At 67.6% G+C, this 16,647-nt stretch carries 18 protein-coding genes; 6 read left to right on the forward strand and 12 right to left on the reverse strand.

Features of this window, described 5'->3' with window-relative positions; genetic code table 11:
• Positions 1-2: 2 nt before the first annotated feature.
• The 11 genes from rloA3 to LWH48_RS08590 all read right to left on the reverse strand — a co-directional run bounded on the left by rloA3 (position 3) and on the right by LWH48_RS08590 (position 9,401).
• Entirely contained in the window at positions 3-566 is a 564-nt protein-coding gene (rloA3, locus tag LWH48_RS08545; protein ID WP_161433029.1) for a retropepsin-like aspartic peptidase RloA3, read from the reverse strand.
• Positions 567-616: 50 nt separating this feature from the next.
• Complete coding sequence (locus LWH48_RS08550; RefSeq protein ID WP_232912243.1) at positions 617-1,900, reverse strand: lytic murein transglycosylase; 1,284 nt, start codon at positions 1,898-1,900, stop codon at positions 617-619.
• Between the two features lie 97 nt (positions 1,901-1,997).
• Positions 1,998-3,281: a DASH family cryptochrome gene (locus LWH48_RS08555; protein WP_232912244.1), complete on the reverse strand. Its 1,284-nt coding sequence runs from the start codon at positions 3,279-3,281 to the stop codon at positions 1,998-2,000.
• Positions 3,278-3,538 (reverse strand): DUF2256 domain-containing protein, encoded by a 261-nt coding sequence (locus tag LWH48_RS18370; RefSeq protein ID WP_332875619.1) that lies wholly within the window; start codon positions 3,536-3,538, stop codon positions 3,278-3,280. The genes LWH48_RS08555 and LWH48_RS18370 overlap by 4 nt, the downstream gene beginning before the upstream one ends.
• Positions 3,539-3,604: 66 nt before the next feature.
• The gene (gene mnhG, locus LWH48_RS08560) at positions 3,605-4,009 is read right to left on the reverse strand and encodes a monovalent cation/H(+) antiporter subunit G (RefSeq protein WP_161431275.1); all 405 of its coding nucleotides are present in this window, start codon (positions 4,007-4,009) and stop codon (positions 3,605-3,607) included.
• A complete protein-coding gene (locus LWH48_RS08565) occupies positions 4,002-4,271 on the reverse strand; it encodes a monovalent cation/H+ antiporter complex subunit F (RefSeq protein WP_161431274.1) in 270 nt (89 codons plus the stop codon). The genes mnhG and LWH48_RS08565 overlap by 8 nt, the downstream gene beginning before the upstream one ends.
• 31 nt (positions 4,272-4,302) lie before the next feature.
• Complete coding sequence (locus tag LWH48_RS08570; protein ID WP_161431273.1) at positions 4,303-4,776, reverse strand: Na+/H+ antiporter subunit E; 474 nt, start codon at positions 4,774-4,776, stop codon at positions 4,303-4,305.
• Entirely contained in the window at positions 4,773-6,290 is a 1,518-nt protein-coding gene (locus tag LWH48_RS08575) for a Na+/H+ antiporter subunit D (protein ID WP_232912245.1), read from the reverse strand. The genes LWH48_RS08570 and LWH48_RS08575 overlap by 4 nt, the downstream gene beginning before the upstream one ends.
• Positions 6,287-6,634 (reverse strand): Na+/H+ antiporter subunit C, encoded by a 348-nt coding sequence (locus LWH48_RS08580; RefSeq protein WP_232912246.1) that lies wholly within the window; start codon positions 6,632-6,634, stop codon positions 6,287-6,289. The genes LWH48_RS08575 and LWH48_RS08580 overlap by 4 nt, the downstream gene beginning before the upstream one ends.
• 9 nt (positions 6,635-6,643) lie before the next feature.
• A complete protein-coding gene (locus tag LWH48_RS08585; RefSeq protein ID WP_232912247.1) occupies positions 6,644-7,078 on the reverse strand; it encodes a Na+/H+ antiporter subunit B in 435 nt (144 codons plus the stop codon).
• Entirely contained in the window at positions 7,071-9,401 is a 2,331-nt protein-coding gene (locus LWH48_RS08590) for a putative monovalent cation/H+ antiporter subunit A (RefSeq protein ID WP_232912248.1), read from the reverse strand. Before LWH48_RS08590 ends, LWH48_RS08585 begins: the two co-directional genes overlap by 8 nt.
• Positions 9,402-9,622: 221 nt before the next feature.
• Between LWH48_RS08590 and LWH48_RS08595 the strand changes: the two genes are divergently transcribed.
• The 6 genes from LWH48_RS08595 to LWH48_RS08620 are packed head-to-tail and all read left to right on the forward strand — an operon-like array spanning position 9,623 to position 15,458.
• Entirely contained in the window at positions 9,623-12,451 is a 2,829-nt protein-coding gene (locus tag LWH48_RS08595) for a monovalent cation/H+ antiporter subunit A (RefSeq protein WP_232912249.1), read from the forward strand.
• A complete protein-coding gene (locus LWH48_RS08600; RefSeq protein ID WP_023006663.1) occupies positions 12,451-12,795 on the forward strand; it encodes a Na+/H+ antiporter subunit C in 345 nt (114 codons plus the stop codon). The genes LWH48_RS08595 and LWH48_RS08600 overlap by 1 nt, the downstream gene beginning before the upstream one ends.
• Positions 12,792-14,300, forward strand: coding sequence for a monovalent cation/H+ antiporter subunit D (locus LWH48_RS08605; protein WP_232912250.1), 1,509 nt, complete (start codon positions 12,792-12,794; stop codon positions 14,298-14,300). The genes LWH48_RS08600 and LWH48_RS08605 overlap by 4 nt, the downstream gene beginning before the upstream one ends.
• On the forward strand, positions 14,297-14,794 hold the full coding sequence (locus LWH48_RS08610; RefSeq protein ID WP_161431266.1) for a Na+/H+ antiporter subunit E: 498 nt from the start codon (positions 14,297-14,299) through the stop codon (positions 14,792-14,794). The genes LWH48_RS08605 and LWH48_RS08610 overlap by 4 nt, the downstream gene beginning before the upstream one ends.
• Positions 14,788-15,057 carry a K+/H+ antiporter subunit F gene (locus LWH48_RS08615; protein WP_023006660.1) on the forward strand — a complete coding sequence of 90 codons (270 nt, stop codon included), beginning with the start codon at positions 14,788-14,790 and terminating at the stop codon, positions 15,055-15,057. The genes LWH48_RS08610 and LWH48_RS08615 overlap by 7 nt, the downstream gene beginning before the upstream one ends.
• A gap of 8 nt (positions 15,058-15,065) precedes the next feature.
• The gene (locus LWH48_RS08620) at positions 15,066-15,458 is read left to right on the forward strand and encodes a Na+/H+ antiporter subunit G (RefSeq protein ID WP_205743499.1); all 393 of its coding nucleotides are present in this window, start codon (positions 15,066-15,068) and stop codon (positions 15,456-15,458) included.
• Between the two features lie 56 nt (positions 15,459-15,514).
• Here LWH48_RS08620 and hemH read toward each other — a convergent pair whose 3' ends face one another.
• On the reverse strand, positions 15,515-16,603 hold the full coding sequence (gene hemH, locus LWH48_RS08625; RefSeq protein ID WP_232912251.1) for a ferrochelatase: 1,089 nt from the start codon (positions 16,601-16,603) through the stop codon (positions 15,515-15,517).
• Between the last annotated feature and the right edge of the window lie 44 nt (positions 16,604-16,647).

Consider the following 16,647-nt stretch of genomic DNA (forward strand, 5'->3'; position numbering starts at 1 on the left):
AGTCAGTCGTTGGGCTCCTCGACGACCTCCTCCTCTTCGGGATCATGCTCCACCAGCGGCGAATCGTCGTCGCAGACCGGCTCGGAGAGGAAGGTATCGCGCACATCCAGCAGGCCCAGGTGGCCGATGGTTCGCCGCCCCAGCAGCAACGGATAGTTCATGTCGCCACGATCGCGCAGGCTGAACTGCTCCTCGTACACGGTATCGCCAAGGCACACCTTCATCAGCACCACCGGGCGGCGGTCGGTGCCGCCAGCACCCCGCAGGCGAAGGCTGCGATAGAGCGGCAACTCCAGGCGCTCGCTGAACACCTCGCCGCTCTCCTCGTCCTCCAGCTTGAGGCGGAAGCGTACCCAGCGCTCTCCGTCGCGCTTGAAGCGTTCGATGTCGCGGGCGTCCAGCGAGGAGGTCAGGGCGCCGCTGTCGAGCTTGGCCTTCACCTCCACGCCCCAGGGCTCCACGATGGCCTTCTCGACCCAGCCGAACACCTTGTCCTCGTCGGCCTGGGCCGCCGAGGCCAGCAGGACCATTCCCAGAACCGCGGCCAGGGCATGCTTGATGCGCATCATCTATGTCCTCTTGCGACCGGCCCTCGCGACCGGAGTCCTCGGTGAATTCAGCGGATCAGGCGCTCCAGCAAGCGTCGGGTGGCAAAGCCGTCCGGCACCTCGCCGATGGAGGCCTGATACTCACGCAGGCCACGCCGGGTGTTGGGACCCAGGATGCCGTCGGGCGTGCCCACCTCGAAGCCGCGTGCATTGAGGGCGTGCTGCATCTCGCGCACCTGGGCCCGTGCCAGCGGCTGCTCGTCACGGGGCCAGCCGCCGACGACCCCGTCGCGCCCCGCGATCTCGTCGGCCAGGCTGCCCACGGCCAACGCATAGCTGGTGGCGTTGTTGTAGCGCAGGATGGCCCGGAAGTTGGGACCCACCAGGAAGGCGGGCCCATTCGCCCCGGCGGGAACGATCACCGCCGCCTCGTCATAGGCGGGCAAGGCTCCATCGCCCACGGCACGTACGCCCTGTGCGGACCAGGCGGCAGACGAGCGGCGGTTGGAAAGCTCGGTCTGGGCATAGTCGAACCCCTCGGGCAGGGCCACCTCGACACCCCAGGGCTCCCCCTCGCGCCAGCCGGCTTGCGCCAGATAGTGGGCGGTGGAGGCCATAACGTCCGGGATGCTGCCCCAGATATCGCGACGCCCGTCGCCGTCACCGTCCCTGGCGTAGGCCTCGAAGCTCGAGGGAATGAACTGGGTATGGCCCATGGCACCGGCCCAGGAGCCGAGCATGTTTTCCGGGGCGATATCGCCGGCCTCGATGATACGCAGGGCGGCGAGCAGCTCGCCGCGGGCGAAGTCGCGGCGCCGCCCGTCATAGGCCAGCGTGGCCAGCGCCTCGAGGGTCGAGAAGTCGCCGAAGTTGCCGCCGTAATTGCTCTCGATGCCCCAGATCGCCACGATCACCTCCGCCGGCACACCGTAGCGCTGCTCTATGCGGCGCGCGGTGTCGCGGTGCTCGGCCAGGCGGGCCCGGCCGGTGGTGACACGCTGGGCGGAGACAGCGCTGTCCAGGTACTGCCAGATGGGACGCACGAACTCGGGCTGGGAGCGATCCAGCTCGATCACCCGCGGGCGATAGCGCACACCGTCCAGGGCGCGAGCCAGGGTCGCCGGCGAGATCCCCTCGCCCCGTGCCTCCCCGCGGAAGCGGGCCAGCCAGGCGGAAAAACTCTCGGTGGCATCAGGTTCCCGGGCATCGGAAGTGCCGGAAGAGGTCTGGACAGCCGTCTCGCCGGGGGTAGCGGACGACTGCTCGGCGGCACTCGCCTCACGGGCCGGGCCGCTCTGGCAGCCGGCCAGCAGGGCTAACGTCAGGCAGCAGGTCAGGGTCATCCGTTGCATGGTGGCAGGCACTCCTTGGCGTTATGGCAACAGGCAACGATCATCGCTCAGTTGGTGCGCCGCGGGAAGTCCGTTCAGTGTCCGGCGAGGCGCCAGATCACCGCTGCGAGGCCAGCGAGGGTTGCCAGCGGGCCACATAGTCACCCTCGGGGTCGTAGCGACGGGCCTGCCAGGGGATATCGAAGCGATGCCCGCGGCGATCCCGCCCCACACCGGCCACGTAACGCCAGTTGCCCCAGTTGCTGGCGGCATCGTAATCGACCAGGCAGCGCTCGAACCAGGCCGCACCGAGGCGCCAATCACCACCCAGCTCGAAGATCAGGAAACTCGCCGCATTCTGACGCGCCCGATTGGAGAGCCAGCCGGTGGCAACCAGTTCGCGCATGGCGGAATCGATCAGCGGCACCCCTGTCCTCCCCCGACACCAGCGAAGGAAGGCGTCATCAACCGGCGGCAGCCGCTGGTGGCCATACAGTGCCGCCCCCTCCTGGCGCGCTGCCCAATGAAAGTAGTCGCGCCACAGCAGTTCGACGATCACCCACTCGCTGGAGTCACTCGCCCCATGGGTCGCCTGCCAGGCGCGTACCGCGTCGTGCACCTGGCGCGCCGAGAGACAGCCGTGGGCCAGCCAGGGCGCGAGGCGGGTGGAGAAGTCAGAGCCCATCAAGGCGTTGCGTGTCTGCTTGTAGCTGGCCACGGCGCCACTCTGCCAGAGGTAGTGGTCGAGCCGCGCCAGCCCCGCCGCCTCGCCTCCGGCGAAGCAAAAGTCGCCTCTCGCATCGGCCGTCCAGTCGGCGGCGGCAGGCGATATCCGATGCAGCGCCGGCAGCCCTCGCGGCGCGTCTTCAGGCCAGGGCGGCAGGGTCACCGGCGCCGGCCAGGACGCCGGCAGCGTGGCGTCGCGTGTCACACGGCGACGGAAGGCCGAGAAACTCGGCGGCAACGAGGCCAGGGGCAGCGGCAGGTCGTCCTCATCGAGGAGCGTGCCGGAATCGGGCTGCCACAGCTCGACCCCTGCCCCCAGGCGCTCGGCCAGGCGCGCCACCGCGCGGCCCTCCTCCCAGCCGGCGTCGCGACGCACGCGAAGCTGGTCGATGGCGTGACGCTCGACCAGAGCGGCGACCTCCGCCACCGGGTCCCCGACAAGCACCAGCAGGTCGCTGCCGCGACCCAGCAGTTCGCCGCGCAGGGCGATCAGACTCTCCCACAGGAAGCGCAGCCGCGCGGCGCCGATGCGGGGCCCCAGGCCGGCGCAATCCTCGAGCCAGGCGTCGTCCAGTACGTAGACGCAGAGCAGCGATTCGGCGGGCGAAGCGAAACGCACCAGAGGATTGTCGGCCAGACGCAGGTCACCACGCAGCCATGCCAGCACACGCCTCACGATGCCAGGCTCCGGCGACGCGCCTCGCGCCGGCAACGCTCGCTGCAGTGACGGACCTCCTCCCAGCAGCGCGCCCACTTGCGGCGCCAGGCGAAGGGCCGGCCGCATCCGGTGCAGGTCTTGTGTGGCAGATATGGCTTGCAGTGCATGACAGAACCCCAGGCATGGACATGGAAGGATAATAGTACAGGTTCTGTACAATTTATACTCCCGATACCGCCCGCTGCGCGATACCGGTCACGCCAGGCAAGGAGCATCGGGAGCCGTTACAGGAAGGGCCACCCGAAGGTGGCCCCGCACGGCAGACAGTGGTCGGGAAGCGCTCAGGAAGCGTCGCTCTCCCCGGGCTCGCGGCGCGCGTTGGACTCGGTCTCCAGGCCGCTCTTGAGCTCGTGGGTCAGGGGGTCATAGTTGGGCCTGAGCTCATCCTTCAGCGTACCCTCCCACAGCCGGGAGCCGACGAAGTAGCCGGCACGGCCGATCACGTGGGCGGCTACGGGTGCCGTCATCATGATGAAAAGGATCACGCCGAAGGCCCGCGCTACCACCGCCACCTGGGCGAAGTGGATGGCCACCGCCAGCATGATCAGGGTCGCACCCAGGGTCGCCGCCTTGGTGGTGGCGTGCATGCGGGTCAGCAGGTCGGGCAGGCGCACCAGGCCCAGCGCCGCCAGCAGCATGAACAGCGCCCCGATCAGGATCAGCCCTTCTTTGAGTATCTCAGTCATCCCGGGGCCCTCCCCGCTCCAGGAAACGCGCGAAGCCGATGGCGGCCATGAAGGCCATCAGTGCCATGACGATGGCCACGTCGAGCAGACTCGCCACGTCGGTGGCGATGGCCACCACCCCGATGATACCGACCAGGATCGACGAGAAGAGCTCCAGGGCCACCACGCGGTCGGGCAGGCTCGGGCCACGAAACAGGCGCACGAAGGTCAAGCACAGCGCCAGCGCCATCAGCACCAGACTCAGCAGGATCAGGGGCGACATCGGCGTTCTCCTCCACGACTCGGCAAGAGCATCAATGGAACAGCTCCAGGGCGCGGCGCTCCATCTCTGCCAGGTTGCGGCGCAGCGCCGCCTCGTCGTCCAGGAACATGGCATGGATATAGAGCACCCGGCGATCGTCGGAGACATCCAGGCTCAGGGTGCCCGGAGTCAGCGAGATCAGGTTGGCAACGAAGGCGATCTCGAACTCGCTGCGCGCCTGGAGCGGCATGGCAATCACCCCGGGTTTCATGTACCAGGGTGGGGTGACGATATCGAAGGCCACCTTGAGGTTGGCCATGACCAGCTCCTTGAGGAAGAAGCCGATGAAACGCACCAGCCGCGGCAGGCGCTGTGCATAGCCGGCAAGCGCCGGCACCTGGGGCTGGATCAGCGCCAGCACCAGGTAGCCGAAGACCAGCCCGGCGAGCAGGTTGAGGCCGCTGAAGTCGCCGGTGAGAACCACCCAGGCGCCCCCCAGCAGCAGGTTCCACGCCGCACCGATCATGGCAGCACCTCCGCGCCCTCGCCCAGCACCGCGCGGATGTAAGCATCGGGATCGAGCAGCTGAGCGGCCGAGGCCTCGGCCAGGGCATGGATCGGTGCCGGATAGAGACCGATGAACAGGGTGCACAGCCCCAGGCCCACCACCGGGGCGGCCATCAGCCACAGCTCGCGCTGGCGCACCTCGGGATAGGGGGCAACATCACCCTCGGGCGGCGTCGACTTCCAGAACACTTCGGACCAGATCTTGATCATCGAATAGAGGGTCAGCAACCCCACCAGCAGGGCGATGGCGGTGACCCCGTAGGCCTCGGCCTCGATGCCGGCACGGATCACGATGAACTTGGCCAGGAACCCCGAGAGCGGCGGGATACCGGCCAGCGACAGGGCCGGAATCAGGAACAGCACGGCCAGCCACGGATGACTGCGATAGAAGCCGCCCAGGCGCTTGAGCTGGTAGCTGCCGCCCAGCCGGTGGACGATGCCGCTGACCAGGAAGAGGTTCGCCTTCACGATGATGTGATGCATGATGTAGAAGACCCCGCCGACAATCGCCAACGGCGTGAACAGCGCCAGGCCGAGGATCATGTAGCCGATCTGGCTGACGATATGGAACGACAGGATGCGCCGGAACTCGAACTGGGCCGCCGCACCCAGCACCCCGGAGAGCATGGTCAGCCCCGCCCCCCATAGCAGGATCTCGTGGGTGTAGCCCGGGCTGTGGTGAAAGATCAGCGTGAACACCCGGAACAGCGCATAGACCCCCACCTTGGTGAGCAGCCCCGCGAACAGCGCCGACACCGCCACCGGCGGGGTGTGGTAGGAGGCCGGCAGCCAGAAGAACAGCGGGAAAGCCGCCGCCTTGATGCCGAAGGCGACCATGAACATCATCGCCAGGGCATCGACCATGCCCTGATCCTCCACCGCCGCCAGACGCCTGGCGATATCGGCCATGTTGAGGGTGCCCACCATGCCGTAGAGCAGACCCACGGCGATCAGGAAGATCACCGAGGAGAGCAGGTTCAGGGTCACGTACTTGATCGCCCCCTCCATCTGCGCCTTCTCGCTGCCGAGTATCAGCAGCGCGAAGGAGGCCACCAGCATCACCTCGAACCACACGTAAAGATTGAAGATATCACCGGTGAGGAAGGCACCGGCCACCCCGGCCAGCAGCAGATGCATCAGCGGAAAGTAACCGTAGGCCTCGTGGCCACGCCCCGCGGTGGCCAGGGAGTAGATCGCCACGGCCAAACCGATGATGCCTGTGAGCACCACCATGATGGCGCCCAGCAGGTCGGCCACCAGGCTGATGCCGAAGGGCGCGGCCCAGTTGCCCATGTGCATCACCAGGATGCCCTCGCGGTTCACCGAGGCAAGCAGCCACAGGGCGGTGATCAGCAGCCCGGCGGTGCCACCCACGGCGACCAGCCGCTGCATCAGCCGCGAGCGCCAGAACACCAGCGACACGGCCCCCGACATCAGCGGGATCAGGATGGGCAGCGCGATCTCGGGATTCACGTGTCGGTATCCTTCATCTTGTCCAGGTCATCGGCACGCACGATCTCCCAGGCCCGGCGAACCAGCACCACGGCGAACGACAGCACCCCGAAGGCGATGACGATGGCGGTAAGCACCAGTGCCTGGGGCAGCGGATCGGCGATTGCCCCCTCGGGCGCGGTGAGCCCCTCCGGCACCAGCGGCGGCGCCCCGCGGGTCATGCCGGCGGTGGAGAAGATCAGCAGGTTGGCGGCGTTGGAGAGCAGCATCAGCCCGATCACCAGCTTGACGATAGAGCGGCGCAGCATCATGTAGATGGCAGCGGCAAACAGGATGCCGATGGCGACGGCCATCAAGGGTTCCATGGGACCTCCTCAGCGTTCGTCGTCTGCCTGGTCGGTCTTGACCAGAGCGGTGATGGCGGTGAGCACGGAACCCAGCACCACCAGATAGACGCCGATGTCGAAGATCAGCGGCGTCGAGGCCTTGAAGTCGATAACCGGGATGGTCCACCACTGGGCGGTGAAGAAGGGCTCGCCGTACCACCAGGCGGGCAGCGTCGAGGCCACCCCCAGCAGCAGCCCCATCCCAACCAGGTCGCGGGGCGAGACCTTGAGCATCGCCCCCAGGGCACGCCGCCCGTAGGCGAACAGGTAGAGCGCGAAGGCCCCCGCCGCCACCAGCCCGGCGATGAAGCCACCACCCGGCTCGTCGTGGCCACGCAGCAGCAGGAACAGCGAGAACATCAGCTGCAGCGGCAGCAGCAGCCGCGCCGCCACATTGAGAATCAGCGTGCCCGATCTAACCATCGTCGCCCCTCCGTGTCCGCGAGGCACTCCTCGCCTCATACTCCTCGGCGTGGAAGCGCAGCATGGCGTAGACACCGATGGCCGCCAGCGCCAGCACGAACATCTCGCCCAGGGTGTCCAGGGCGCGGAAGTCCACCAGGATGACGTTGACGATATTGTGGCCATGGCCCAGCGGCTGGCTGTTCTCCACCATGTAGTCGGAGATGCGCGGCAGGCGCTCGCCGGAGAGCACCGCCAGCATCAACAGGGTGATCAGGCCGCCGGAGAGCCCCGCCACCACCAGGTCACGCAATCGCTCGACGGGGGTGGAGAGGGTGGCGAAGCGCGGCAGGCGGAACAGCACCAGCACCAGCAGGATCACCGTCAGGGTCTCCACCAGCAGCTGGGTGATGGCCAGATCCGGGGCACTGAACAGCACGAAGGTCAGGGCGATGGAGTAACCCATCACCCCCACCGCGGCGACGGCCGCCAGGCGCGAGCGCATCACGCAGGCGGCGACCGCCCCGGCGACCATCAGCCCCGCCACCATCGCCTCGTGGAGGTAGAGATCCAGCGCGAAGGAGAGTGTCGGCGTGTGACGCACCAGCAGGGCATGGCCCACCAGGCCCAGCAGCACCAGCAGGGTCATCACCAGGTAGTTGCGCATATAGCCGTTCTGCAGGAAGCGGGTCTGCCACTCGGCGATACGCACCATGCCCGCCATCAGGGCCTCATAGCCGGCCTCGGGGCCGCGGGCCATCAGCGGCTCCAGGCGCGCCAGCCGCGAACGCAGGCGATCCCAGTGGCGGAACACCAGCACCCCCAGCACCAGGCTGGCAAGCGACAGCACAAGCGGCAGGTTGAGGCCGTGCCACAACGCCAGGTGTACATCGACCTGCCCTGCCCCGATACCCGCGACGGTGGCACTCATCAGGGCGTCGAGGAGCCCCGGCACCAGGCCGAACGCAAGCGACAGTGCGGCCAGCAGGGCGGGCCCCGCGAGCAGGCCGCCGGGGGGCTCGTGGGGCGTATGCGGCGTCTCCCTCAACGGGCCGAAGAAGGGGCGAATGGCGACGATCGCCGCCACCGCCAGGGTCAGGAAGGCGGCGAGGAAGGCCAGCGGCAGGATCACTCCCCGGTAGTCCGACGCGCCCAGCACCGACTCCAGCATCAGCTCCTTGCCGATGAAGCCGAGCAGCGGCGGCAGCCCCGCCAGCGACAGCGCCGCCACCGCCGCCACCAGGGCGGTGCGCGGCATGGCGTGGCGCAACCCGCCCATGGCGGTGACATCCTTGGTGCCGGTCTCGTGGTCAAGGATGCCGGCCACCATGAACAGCGCCCCCTTGTAGAGGGAGTGGCCGAGCAGGAAGACCACGAAGGCGGTGAGAGCGGCCTCGGTGCCGATACCCAGCAGCATCGTCAGCGTGCCCAGCGCCATCACCGTGGAGTAGGCCAGCAGCTTCTTGACGTTGGTGTGCTGGATCGCCAGGAAGGCCCCGGTGGCCATGGTCAGCGCCCCCACCAGCGAGAGTGTGACCACCCAGGGCTCGGTCCCCCCCAGCGCCGGATGCAGACGCGCCAGCAGATAGATGCCCGCCTTGACCATGGTGGCCGAGTGCAGGTAGGCCGAGACCGGGGTAGGGGCCGCCATGGCATTGGGCAGCCAGAAGTGGAAGGGGAACTGGGCCGACTTGGTGAAGGCACCCAGCAGCACGCAGATCAGCAGCGGCGCGTAGAGCGCATGCGCCTTGAGCTGATCTCCCCGGGCGTTGAGTTCGGCCAGCGACCAGCTGTCGCCGGCCAGGGCCAGCATGACGAAGCCGGCAAGCAGCGCCAGTCCGCCCCCCACGGTGACGAAGAGCCCCTGCTGGGCCGACTTGCGAGCGGCGAGGTCGGTGTGGTTGAAGCCGATCAGCAGGTAGGAGGTGATGCTGGTCAGCTCCCAGAACACGAACAGGGCGACCAGGTTGTCGGCCAGCACCAGGCCGAGCATCGACATCATGAAGGCGGTGATCACCACCAGGAAGCGCGGCAGGTCACGATGGCCGCGCAGGTACTCCCCGGCGTAGATCAGCACCAGGGTACCGATCACCGAGATCAGCATGGCAAACAGCCAGGCCAGGCCGTCGATCATGAAGGTGAGGGTGAGGTCGAGGCCCGGCACCCAGGCCCACTCGAGCCACAGCGTCTCGCCGGCGGCGATTATTGGCCACTGGCCGATCAGCCAGGCGGCAATGGCCGCGGGCAGCAGCGCCATTACTCGCGCGGTGCCTGGCCCGAACCAGCGGTGCAGCAGCGGCGCCATGGCGGCTACCACGAACCCTCCCAGCACAGCGAGCTGCATCCGGCGCCCTCCCGTCGGTCGATCGGATCACCTTATCCACACAAGGTGTTGAAACTCAAGGGTAGAGCGTGAAACAGCGCTTTGCGTTAGGATAAACGGCATACCGCCGTGGACGGGCCAGCGCCCCAGGGACGGGATGCGACCCGGTGTCGCTTGCATCCTCCGGCCCAGCAGGCATCCTGCGCCCTCCCCTTACTTCTCACTCGCAGGATGAGCGACCGATGACACTGATGTGGATAGCCTTGCTGCCGCTGGCGGGCATGCTGGTGCCGATGGTCACTGCCGGCCGCGGACGCCGCGCCTGCTCACTGGCCACCGCCGTACTCCCGGCCCTGGCCCTGCTGCTGATGCTGGCACAGCTGCCGGCCCTCTCGGCCGGCGAGGCGCTGCGCGTCTCCGTGACCTGGATACCCAGCCTGGGCCTCGACCTGGCCTTCCGTCTGGATGGCCTGTCGCTGCTCTTCAACCTGCTGATCATGGGCATCGGCCTGCTGATCCTGCTCTATGCGCACTACTACCTGTCGCCGGAGGAGCCTTACGGGCGTTTCTACGCCTACCTGATCCTGTTCATGGCCTCCATGGTCGGTATCGTGATGGCCGACAACCTGATCCTGCTGTGGCTCTACTGGGAGCTGACCAGCCTCTCCTCCTTCCTGCTGATCGGCTTCTGGTCCCACCGCAGCGACGCCCGCAAGGGCGCGCGCATGGCGCTCACCGTGACCGGCGCCGGCGGCCTGGCCCTGCTCGCCGGCCTGCTGCTGCTGGGCGACATGGTGGGCAGCTACGCCATGGACGACGTCCTGGCCGGCGGCGAGGCGATACTGGCCGACCCGCGTTACCCGATCATGCTGGCGCTGGTGCTGCTGGGGGCCTTCACCAAGTCGGCCCAGTTCCCCTTCCAGTTCTGGTTGCCCCATGCCATGGCGGCCCCTACCCCGGTCTCCGCCTATCTGCACTCGGCGACCATGGTCAAGGCGGGCATCTTCCTGATGGCACGCCTGCATCCGGCCATCGCCGGCAGCGACCTGTGGTCCGCGGTGGTCTCCCTGGTGGGCATGGCCACCATGCTCTATGGCGCCTGGTTCGCCCTGGTCAAGACCGATCTCAAGGGCATCCTGGCCTTCTCCACGGTCAGCCACCTGGGCCTGATCACGGTGCTGCTGGGCATCGGCAGCCCCATGGCGGTACTCGCGGCGCTGTTCCATATCCTCAACCATGCCACCTTCAAGGCAGCGCTGTTCATGAGCGCCGGGATCATCGACCACGAGACCGGCACCCGTGAGCTCGGGCGCCTGGGCGGCCTGAAGAGGGCCATGCCGGTCACCGCACTGCTGACCAGCGTGGCGGGCGCGGCCATGGCCGGGGTGCCGCTGCTCAACGGCTTCATCTCCAAGGAGATGTTCTTCACCGAGACCGTGGAGACGCCGGTGCTGGCGGGCCTGAGCTGGGTACTGCCGGTACTGGCGACGATCGGCGGCATCCTCTCGGTGGCCTACTCCCTGCGCCTGGTGCACGCGGTCTTCTTCAAGCCCGCCAAGCAGGGGCCACCGAAGGCGCCCCACGAGCCGCCGTGGCTGATGCGTGCGCCGGTGGAGCTGCTGGTGGCGCTCTGCGTGATCGTGGGCCTGGCACCGGTGCTCGCCGAAGGACTGCTGGGCCTGGCCGTGGAGGCCGTACTGGGTGAGCCCCTGGCTTTCCACCTGGCCATCTGGCACGGCCTGAACCTGCCGCTGGCGATGAGTGCTATCGCCATCGTCGCCGGGGTCGCCGCCTACTGGCGACACGCCGACCTGCGCCACTTCCACCGCGGCTTCGGCCCGGTGGATGCCCGCCTGGTTTTCGAGGCGGCGCTGCAGCGCCTGGGCCACTGGTCCGAGCGTGGCCTGGGCCGCTTCGACGGCGGCTCCCTGCAGCGTTACATGACCTGGCTGCTGGTCGCCTCGCTGGTGATGGGCGGACTGGGCCTGGCACGCATGAGCGGGCTGACCGGTTCGCTGGGCAATCAGCCCATCGACGGCGTCGTGCTGCTGGGCGCCGCCCTGCTGATGTTCGGTGGCATCGCCACCGCGGTGACCCACCGCTTCCGCCTGATCTCGCTGATCATGCTCTCGGTGGTGGGCCTGGTGGTCTCGCTGACCTTCGCCCGTTTCTCGGCCCCTGACCTGGCGCTGACCCAGCTCTCGGTCGAGGTGGTGACCATGATCCTGCTGATGCTGGCGCTGTTCTTCCTGCCCCAGAAGACTCCCACCGAGTCCTCCAACCGCCGCAACCTGCGTGACGTGGTGCTGGCCGGGGCCCTGGGGCTGGTGGTGGCGAGCCTCAACTATGCGGTACTGACCCGCGACACCACCCCCATCTCCGGCTTTTTCCTGGAGAACAGCGTGCCCGGTGGTGGCGGCCACAACGTCGTCAACGTCATCCTGGTGGACTTCCGCGGCTTCGATACCCTGGGCGAGATCACCGTGCTGGCCCTGGCCGGCCTGGCGATCTTCAAGCTGCTCAACCGGCTGCGAGTGTTCATGCCCCACAGCGACGGTGAGGGCCGCGTGTGGTCGCCGGACCGCTACCCGGCGATACTGACTTCCATCTCCATGGCGCTGCTGCCGCTGGCGCTGCTGGTCTCCGCCTTCATCTTCCTGCGCGGCCATAACGAGCCCGGTGGCGGCTTTATCGCCGGACTGGTCACCGCGGTGGCGCTGATCCTGCTCTACATGGCCCGCGGGGTGGAGTGGGCCCAGCAGCGACTCGACTTCCCCTACCAGCCGGTGGCGGTGGCCGGGGTAGGCATCGCCACCCTGACCGGCCTGGGCAGCTGGCTGTTCGGCTATCCGTTCCTGACCTCCTCGTTCGGCTACTTCTCGCTGCCGCTGGTGGGCAAGTTCGAGCTGGCCACGGCCATGCTCTTCGACCTGGGGGTCTACCTGGCGGTGGTCGGCGCCACCCTGATGATCCTAGCCAACCTGGGCAAGGTGACCACGCCCCACCGCCCAGCCAAGGAGCCCAGCACCGCAAGCGCACCGTCTCCCGACAGTTCCAAGGAGTCCTCCTGATGGAAAGCCTCTACGCCATCACCACCGGTGTTCTCACCGCCTGCGGGCTCTACCTGATCCTGCGCTCGCGAACCTTCCCCGTCGTGGTGGGCCTGACCCTGCTCTCCTACGCGGTGAACCTGTTCCTGTTCTCCATGGGCGGCCTGACCACCGATGGTGCCGCACTGGTCGACGGGGCAGGCGACTACGCCGACCCGCTGCCCCAGGCACTGGTGCTTACCGCCATCGTCATCGGCTTCGCCATGACCGCCTTCGTGGTGATACTGGCCATGCGCGCGCGCAGCGAGGCGGGCAACGACCATGTCGACGGCCGCAAGCATGAAGCCGGGGAGGGACGTCGATGAGCTCCCACCTGATCGTGCTGCCGGTGGTGCTGCCGCTGGTGGCGGGCATCCTGCTGCTCTTCCAGCGTCAGGGCAGCGTCCGCGTCAAGCGCCTGATCGGCACCGGCGCCACCCTCGCCCTGCTGCTGGTGGGCATCGCCCTGGTGGCTCGCGCCGCCGGCGGCGAGGTAACCTACTACGCCCTGGGGGACTGGCAGCCCCCCTTCGGTATCGTACTGGTGCTCGACCGACTCTCGGCACTCATGGTGCTGCTCACTGCAGTGCTGGCGGTAGGCGCCGTGGTATTCGCCTGCGCCGGCGATGACGAGCGCGGCAGCAACTTTCACGGCCTCTTCCAGTGGCAGTTGATGGGTATCAACGGGGCCTTCCTGACCGGCGATCTGTTCAACCTGTTCGTGTTCTTCGAGGTCCTGCTGCTCGCCTCCTATGCCCTGCTGCTGCACGGTGGCGGCAAGGAGCGGATCATGTCCGGGGTGCACTACGTGGTGCTCAACCTGGCCGGGTCATCGCTGTTCCTGATCGCGGTGGGCATCCTCTACGGCGCCACCGGCACCCTCAACATGGCCGACATGGCCACCCGACTGGCCACGCTTCCCGCCGAGCGCGAGGGGCTGGTGGTGGCCGGCGGGCTGATGCTGCTGGTGGTGTTTGGCCTCAAGGCCGCCATCCTGCCGCTCTACTTCTGGCTGCCCAAGGCCTATGCAGCGGCTCCGGCGCCGGTGGCGGCACTGTTCGCGATCATGACCAAGGTGGGTATCTACGCCATCCTGCGGGTCTACTCGCTGGTCTTCGGCGAGGCCGCCGGGCCGCTGGCCAACCTGGAACAGGCGTGGGTATGGTGGCTGTCACTGGGCACCCTGGTGGCGGCCGCGATCGGCGTCCTGGCCGCCCGGGACCTGCGCCTGCTGGTGGCTTATCTGGTGCTGGTCTCGGTGGGCACCCTGTTGGCGGGGATCGGCATCGGCACCCCGGCGGCGGTCTCCGCCCTGCTCTACTACCTGATCCACACTACCCTGATCACCGGCGGGCTGTTCCTGCTCGCCGAGATGATCGGCGCCCAGCGCGGCCAGGCCGGCACCCGGCTGGTCAAGGGGCGCCCGCTGCGCCAGGGGGGCTGGCTGGCCGTGCTGTTCTTCGCCGGTGCCATCGCCGTGGCGGGCATGCCACCGCTCTCCGGTGCCATCGGCAAGGCGCTGCTGCTGGCTGCCGCCGAGGGTGCGGAGCGCGCCTGGCTGTGGCCGATCCTGCTGCTCTCGGGGCTCGCCGCCATCATTGCCCTCTCCCGGGCCGGCTCGACGCTCTTCTGGCGCAGCACCGGCGAGGCTGACGGCCAGCGCCTGGCGCATCGCCAGTGGTTCGGCGTCGCCTGGCTGATCGGCGTCGCCCCGCTGCTGGTGATCCTGGCCGGGCCGCTGGTCGACTACACCGACGCCACGGCCGAGCAGCTGGCGAATCCCGAATCGCTGACCCGGACGCTGTTGAACACCGAGGGAGACGCCCCATGATCACGCCTCGTGCCTGGTTGCCCACCCCGCTGCTGTCAATCCTGTTGCTGATCGTCTGGCTGCTGATGGTGCGCAGCATCGCCTTCGGCCACCTCCTGCTGGGCGGCGTCCTGGCGGTAGTGATCCCGCTGGTGACCCACCGCTTCTGGGACGCCCAGCCCCATGTGAAGAAGCCGGGTCTGCTACTGCGCTTTGCGCTGCGCGTACTCGGCGATATCGTGATCGCCAACGTCCAGGTGGCCTGGCTGATCATCAACCCCTGGCGGCGCCTGCGGCCCCACTTCGTGGAGTACCCGCTGATGCTGGAGGACCGCTTCACCGTTACCCTGCTGGCCAACACCATCAGCCTGACGCCCGGCACGGTGTCGGCAAACCTGCGCCTGGATGGCAAGTCGCTGCTGATCCACGCCCTGGACGTGGAGGATGATGACGCACTGATCGAGACCATTCGCGAGCGTTACGAACGGCCGCTGAAGGAGATCTACGAATGCTAGAGGTCGCTCTCTTTACCTGCCTGGCCCTGGTGGTGGCGGCGCTGGCGCTGAACGTCTATCGGCTGACCATCGGCCCGGACATGCCCGACCGCCTGCTGGCGCTGGATACCATGTACATCAACTCCATCGCGCTGATCGTGCTGCTGGGGCTGTGGCTCAACACCAAGACCTACTTCGAGTCGGCGCTGCTGATCGCCATGCTCGGCTTCATCAGTACCGTGGCGGTGTGCAAGTACCTGCTGCGTGGCGACATCATCGAATAGGAGGCGTCATGACCCTGCATCTGATTATCGAGGGAGTCACCTCCCTGCTGCTGGTGGCCGGCGGCGCCTTCGTGTTCATCGGCTCGCTGGGCATGGCCCACCTGCGCGACTTCTACATGCGCCTGCACGGCCCCACCAAGGCCACCACCCTGGGGATCGGCTGCATACTGGTCGGCTCGATGCTCTACTTCTGGGGCACCGAGGGCAAGCCCGACATCCAGGAGATGCTGATCACCCTGTTCCTGTTCATCACCGCCCCTGTCAGCGCCCACCTGCTGGCCAAGACCGGCCTGCACCTGAAGCTCAAGCATGCGGACAAGACCATCGGCACCCCCGTGGAACTACGCCCCGAGGAGGTCGGCGAGAAGCCGGTACCCCACCCCGACCGCGGCCACGGCTGAACGCACCGGGCCCGCCAATGGCGGGCCCGATGCGTTCTGTGTTGCGGCTGCGACGACTACACCCAGCCACCCAGCTCGTTATGGATGATGGCGAGCAGCGCGGCGACATGATCCTCGCGGTCGTTGAGACAGGGCACGTAAGTGAAGGTCTCGCCGCCCGCCTCGAGGAAGGCGTCGCGAATCTCCTCCTGGATCTCCTCCAGGGTCTCCACGCAGTCGGCCGAGAAGGCCGGCGAGACCACGGCGATATGCTTCCTGCCCTGGCGCGCCAGTTCGGCAACATGCTCCACGGTGGCCGGCCCCACCCACTCCTCGGGACCGAACTGGGACTGGAAGGCGGTCTGGATCTTGTCCTTTTCCCAGCCCAGGGCCTCGCGCAGCAGTCGCGTGGTCTTCTGGCACTGACAGTGGTAGGGATCGCCTTCCATCAGGAAGCGCTTGGGCACGCCATGATAGGAGGCCACCAGCACCTCCGGCGGCGTCTCGGCGGCGTCATACGCCTCACGTACCGAGTTGGCCAGGGCCTCGACATAGTGAGGATGCTCGAAATAGGCCGGCACCGTGCGAATCGCCGGCTGCCACTTGAGCTTCATCAGGGTGCGGAAGGCATGGTCGTTGGCGGTGGCGGTGGTGGGCGAGGCGTACTGGGGGTAGAGCGGGAAGAACAGGATCCGCTCGCAGCCCGCCGCCTGCAGGCGCTTTAGCACGCTGTCGGTAGAGGGGTTGCCGTAGCGCATGGCGAAGTCGACCATCACCTGATCGCCGTAGCGCTCCTCGAGACCCTCGGCCACCTTGCGGGTCTGATCCCGGGTGATGGTCAACAGCGGACTCTCGTCCTTCTCGGTGTTCCAGATGCCACGGTAGGCCTCGCCGGACTTGAAGGGCCGCCGCGAAAGGATGATCAGCTGCAGCAGCGGTTGCCACTTCCAGCTCGGATAGTCCACCACCCGCTTGTCGGAGAGGAACTCACTCAGGTAGCGGCGCATGGACCAGTAGTCGGTGGCGTCCGGGGTGCCCAGGTTGACCAGCACCACGCCGACCCGGGCGCGCGGAATCGGCGGATGGTCATCCGGCGCATGGGCCAGGCGGCCGCTGCCGGGGTGGTCCATGCCGGAATTGGCCGAATCCGGGGTCGCGGTGGTCATGGGCTGGCTCCTTGGTCGATACGTGCGGTTGTTGAAAACGGGTC

This window comes from Halomonas sp. G15 (assembly GCF_021282295.1).
Classification (GTDB): domain Bacteria; phylum Pseudomonadota; class Gammaproteobacteria; order Pseudomonadales; family Halomonadaceae; genus Halomonas; species Halomonas alimentaria.

Bases quoted from the DNA above. Each gene is read 5' to 3' on its own strand.
- hemH (WP_232912251.1), bottom strand. From the start codon at position 16,603: ATGACCACCGCGACCCCGGATTCGGCCAATTCCGGCATGGACCACCCC.
- LWH48_RS08565 (WP_161431274.1), bottom strand. From the start codon at position 4,271: ATGTCGCCCCTGATCCTGCTGAGTCTGGTGCTGATGGCGCTGGCGCTG.
- LWH48_RS08610 (WP_161431266.1), top strand. From the start codon at position 14,297: ATGATCACGCCTCGTGCCTGGTTGCCCACCCCGCTGCTGTCAATCCTG.
- mnhG (WP_161431275.1), bottom strand. From the start codon at position 4,009: ATGACTGAGATACTCAAAGAAGGGCTGATCCTGATCGGGGCGCTGTTC.
- LWH48_RS08550 (WP_232912243.1), bottom strand. From the start codon at position 1,900: ATGCAACGGATGACCCTGACCTGCTGCCTGACGTTAGCCCTGCTGGCC.
- LWH48_RS08580 (WP_232912246.1), bottom strand. From the start codon at position 6,634: ATGGAACCCTTGATGGCCGTCGCCATCGGCATCCTGTTTGCCGCTGCC.
- LWH48_RS08585 (WP_232912247.1), bottom strand. From the start codon at position 7,078: ATGGTTAGATCGGGCACGCTGATTCTCAATGTGGCGGCGCGGCTGCTG.
- LWH48_RS08620 (WP_205743499.1), top strand. From the start codon at position 15,066: ATGACCCTGCATCTGATTATCGAGGGAGTCACCTCCCTGCTGCTGGTG.
- LWH48_RS18370 (WP_332875619.1), bottom strand. From the start codon at position 3,538: ATGCTCCTTGCCTGGCGTGACCGGTATCGCGCAGCGGGCGGTATCGGG.
- LWH48_RS08570 (WP_161431273.1), bottom strand. From the start codon at position 4,776: ATGATCGGTGCGGCGTGGAACCTGCTGCTGGGGGGCGCCTGGGTGGTT.
- LWH48_RS08595 (WP_232912249.1), top strand. From the start codon at position 9,623: ATGACACTGATGTGGATAGCCTTGCTGCCGCTGGCGGGCATGCTGGTG.
- rloA3 (WP_161433029.1), bottom strand. From the start codon at position 566: ATGCGCATCAAGCATGCCCTGGCCGCGGTTCTGGGAATGGTCCTGCTG.
- LWH48_RS08590 (WP_232912248.1), bottom strand. From the start codon at position 9,401: ATGCAGCTCGCTGTGCTGGGAGGGTTCGTGGTAGCCGCCATGGCGCCG.
- LWH48_RS08605 (WP_232912250.1), top strand. From the start codon at position 12,792: ATGAGCTCCCACCTGATCGTGCTGCCGGTGGTGCTGCCGCTGGTGGCG.
- LWH48_RS08600 (WP_023006663.1), top strand. From the start codon at position 12,451: ATGGAAAGCCTCTACGCCATCACCACCGGTGTTCTCACCGCCTGCGGG.
- LWH48_RS08615 (WP_023006660.1), top strand. From the start codon at position 14,788: ATGCTAGAGGTCGCTCTCTTTACCTGCCTGGCCCTGGTGGTGGCGGCG.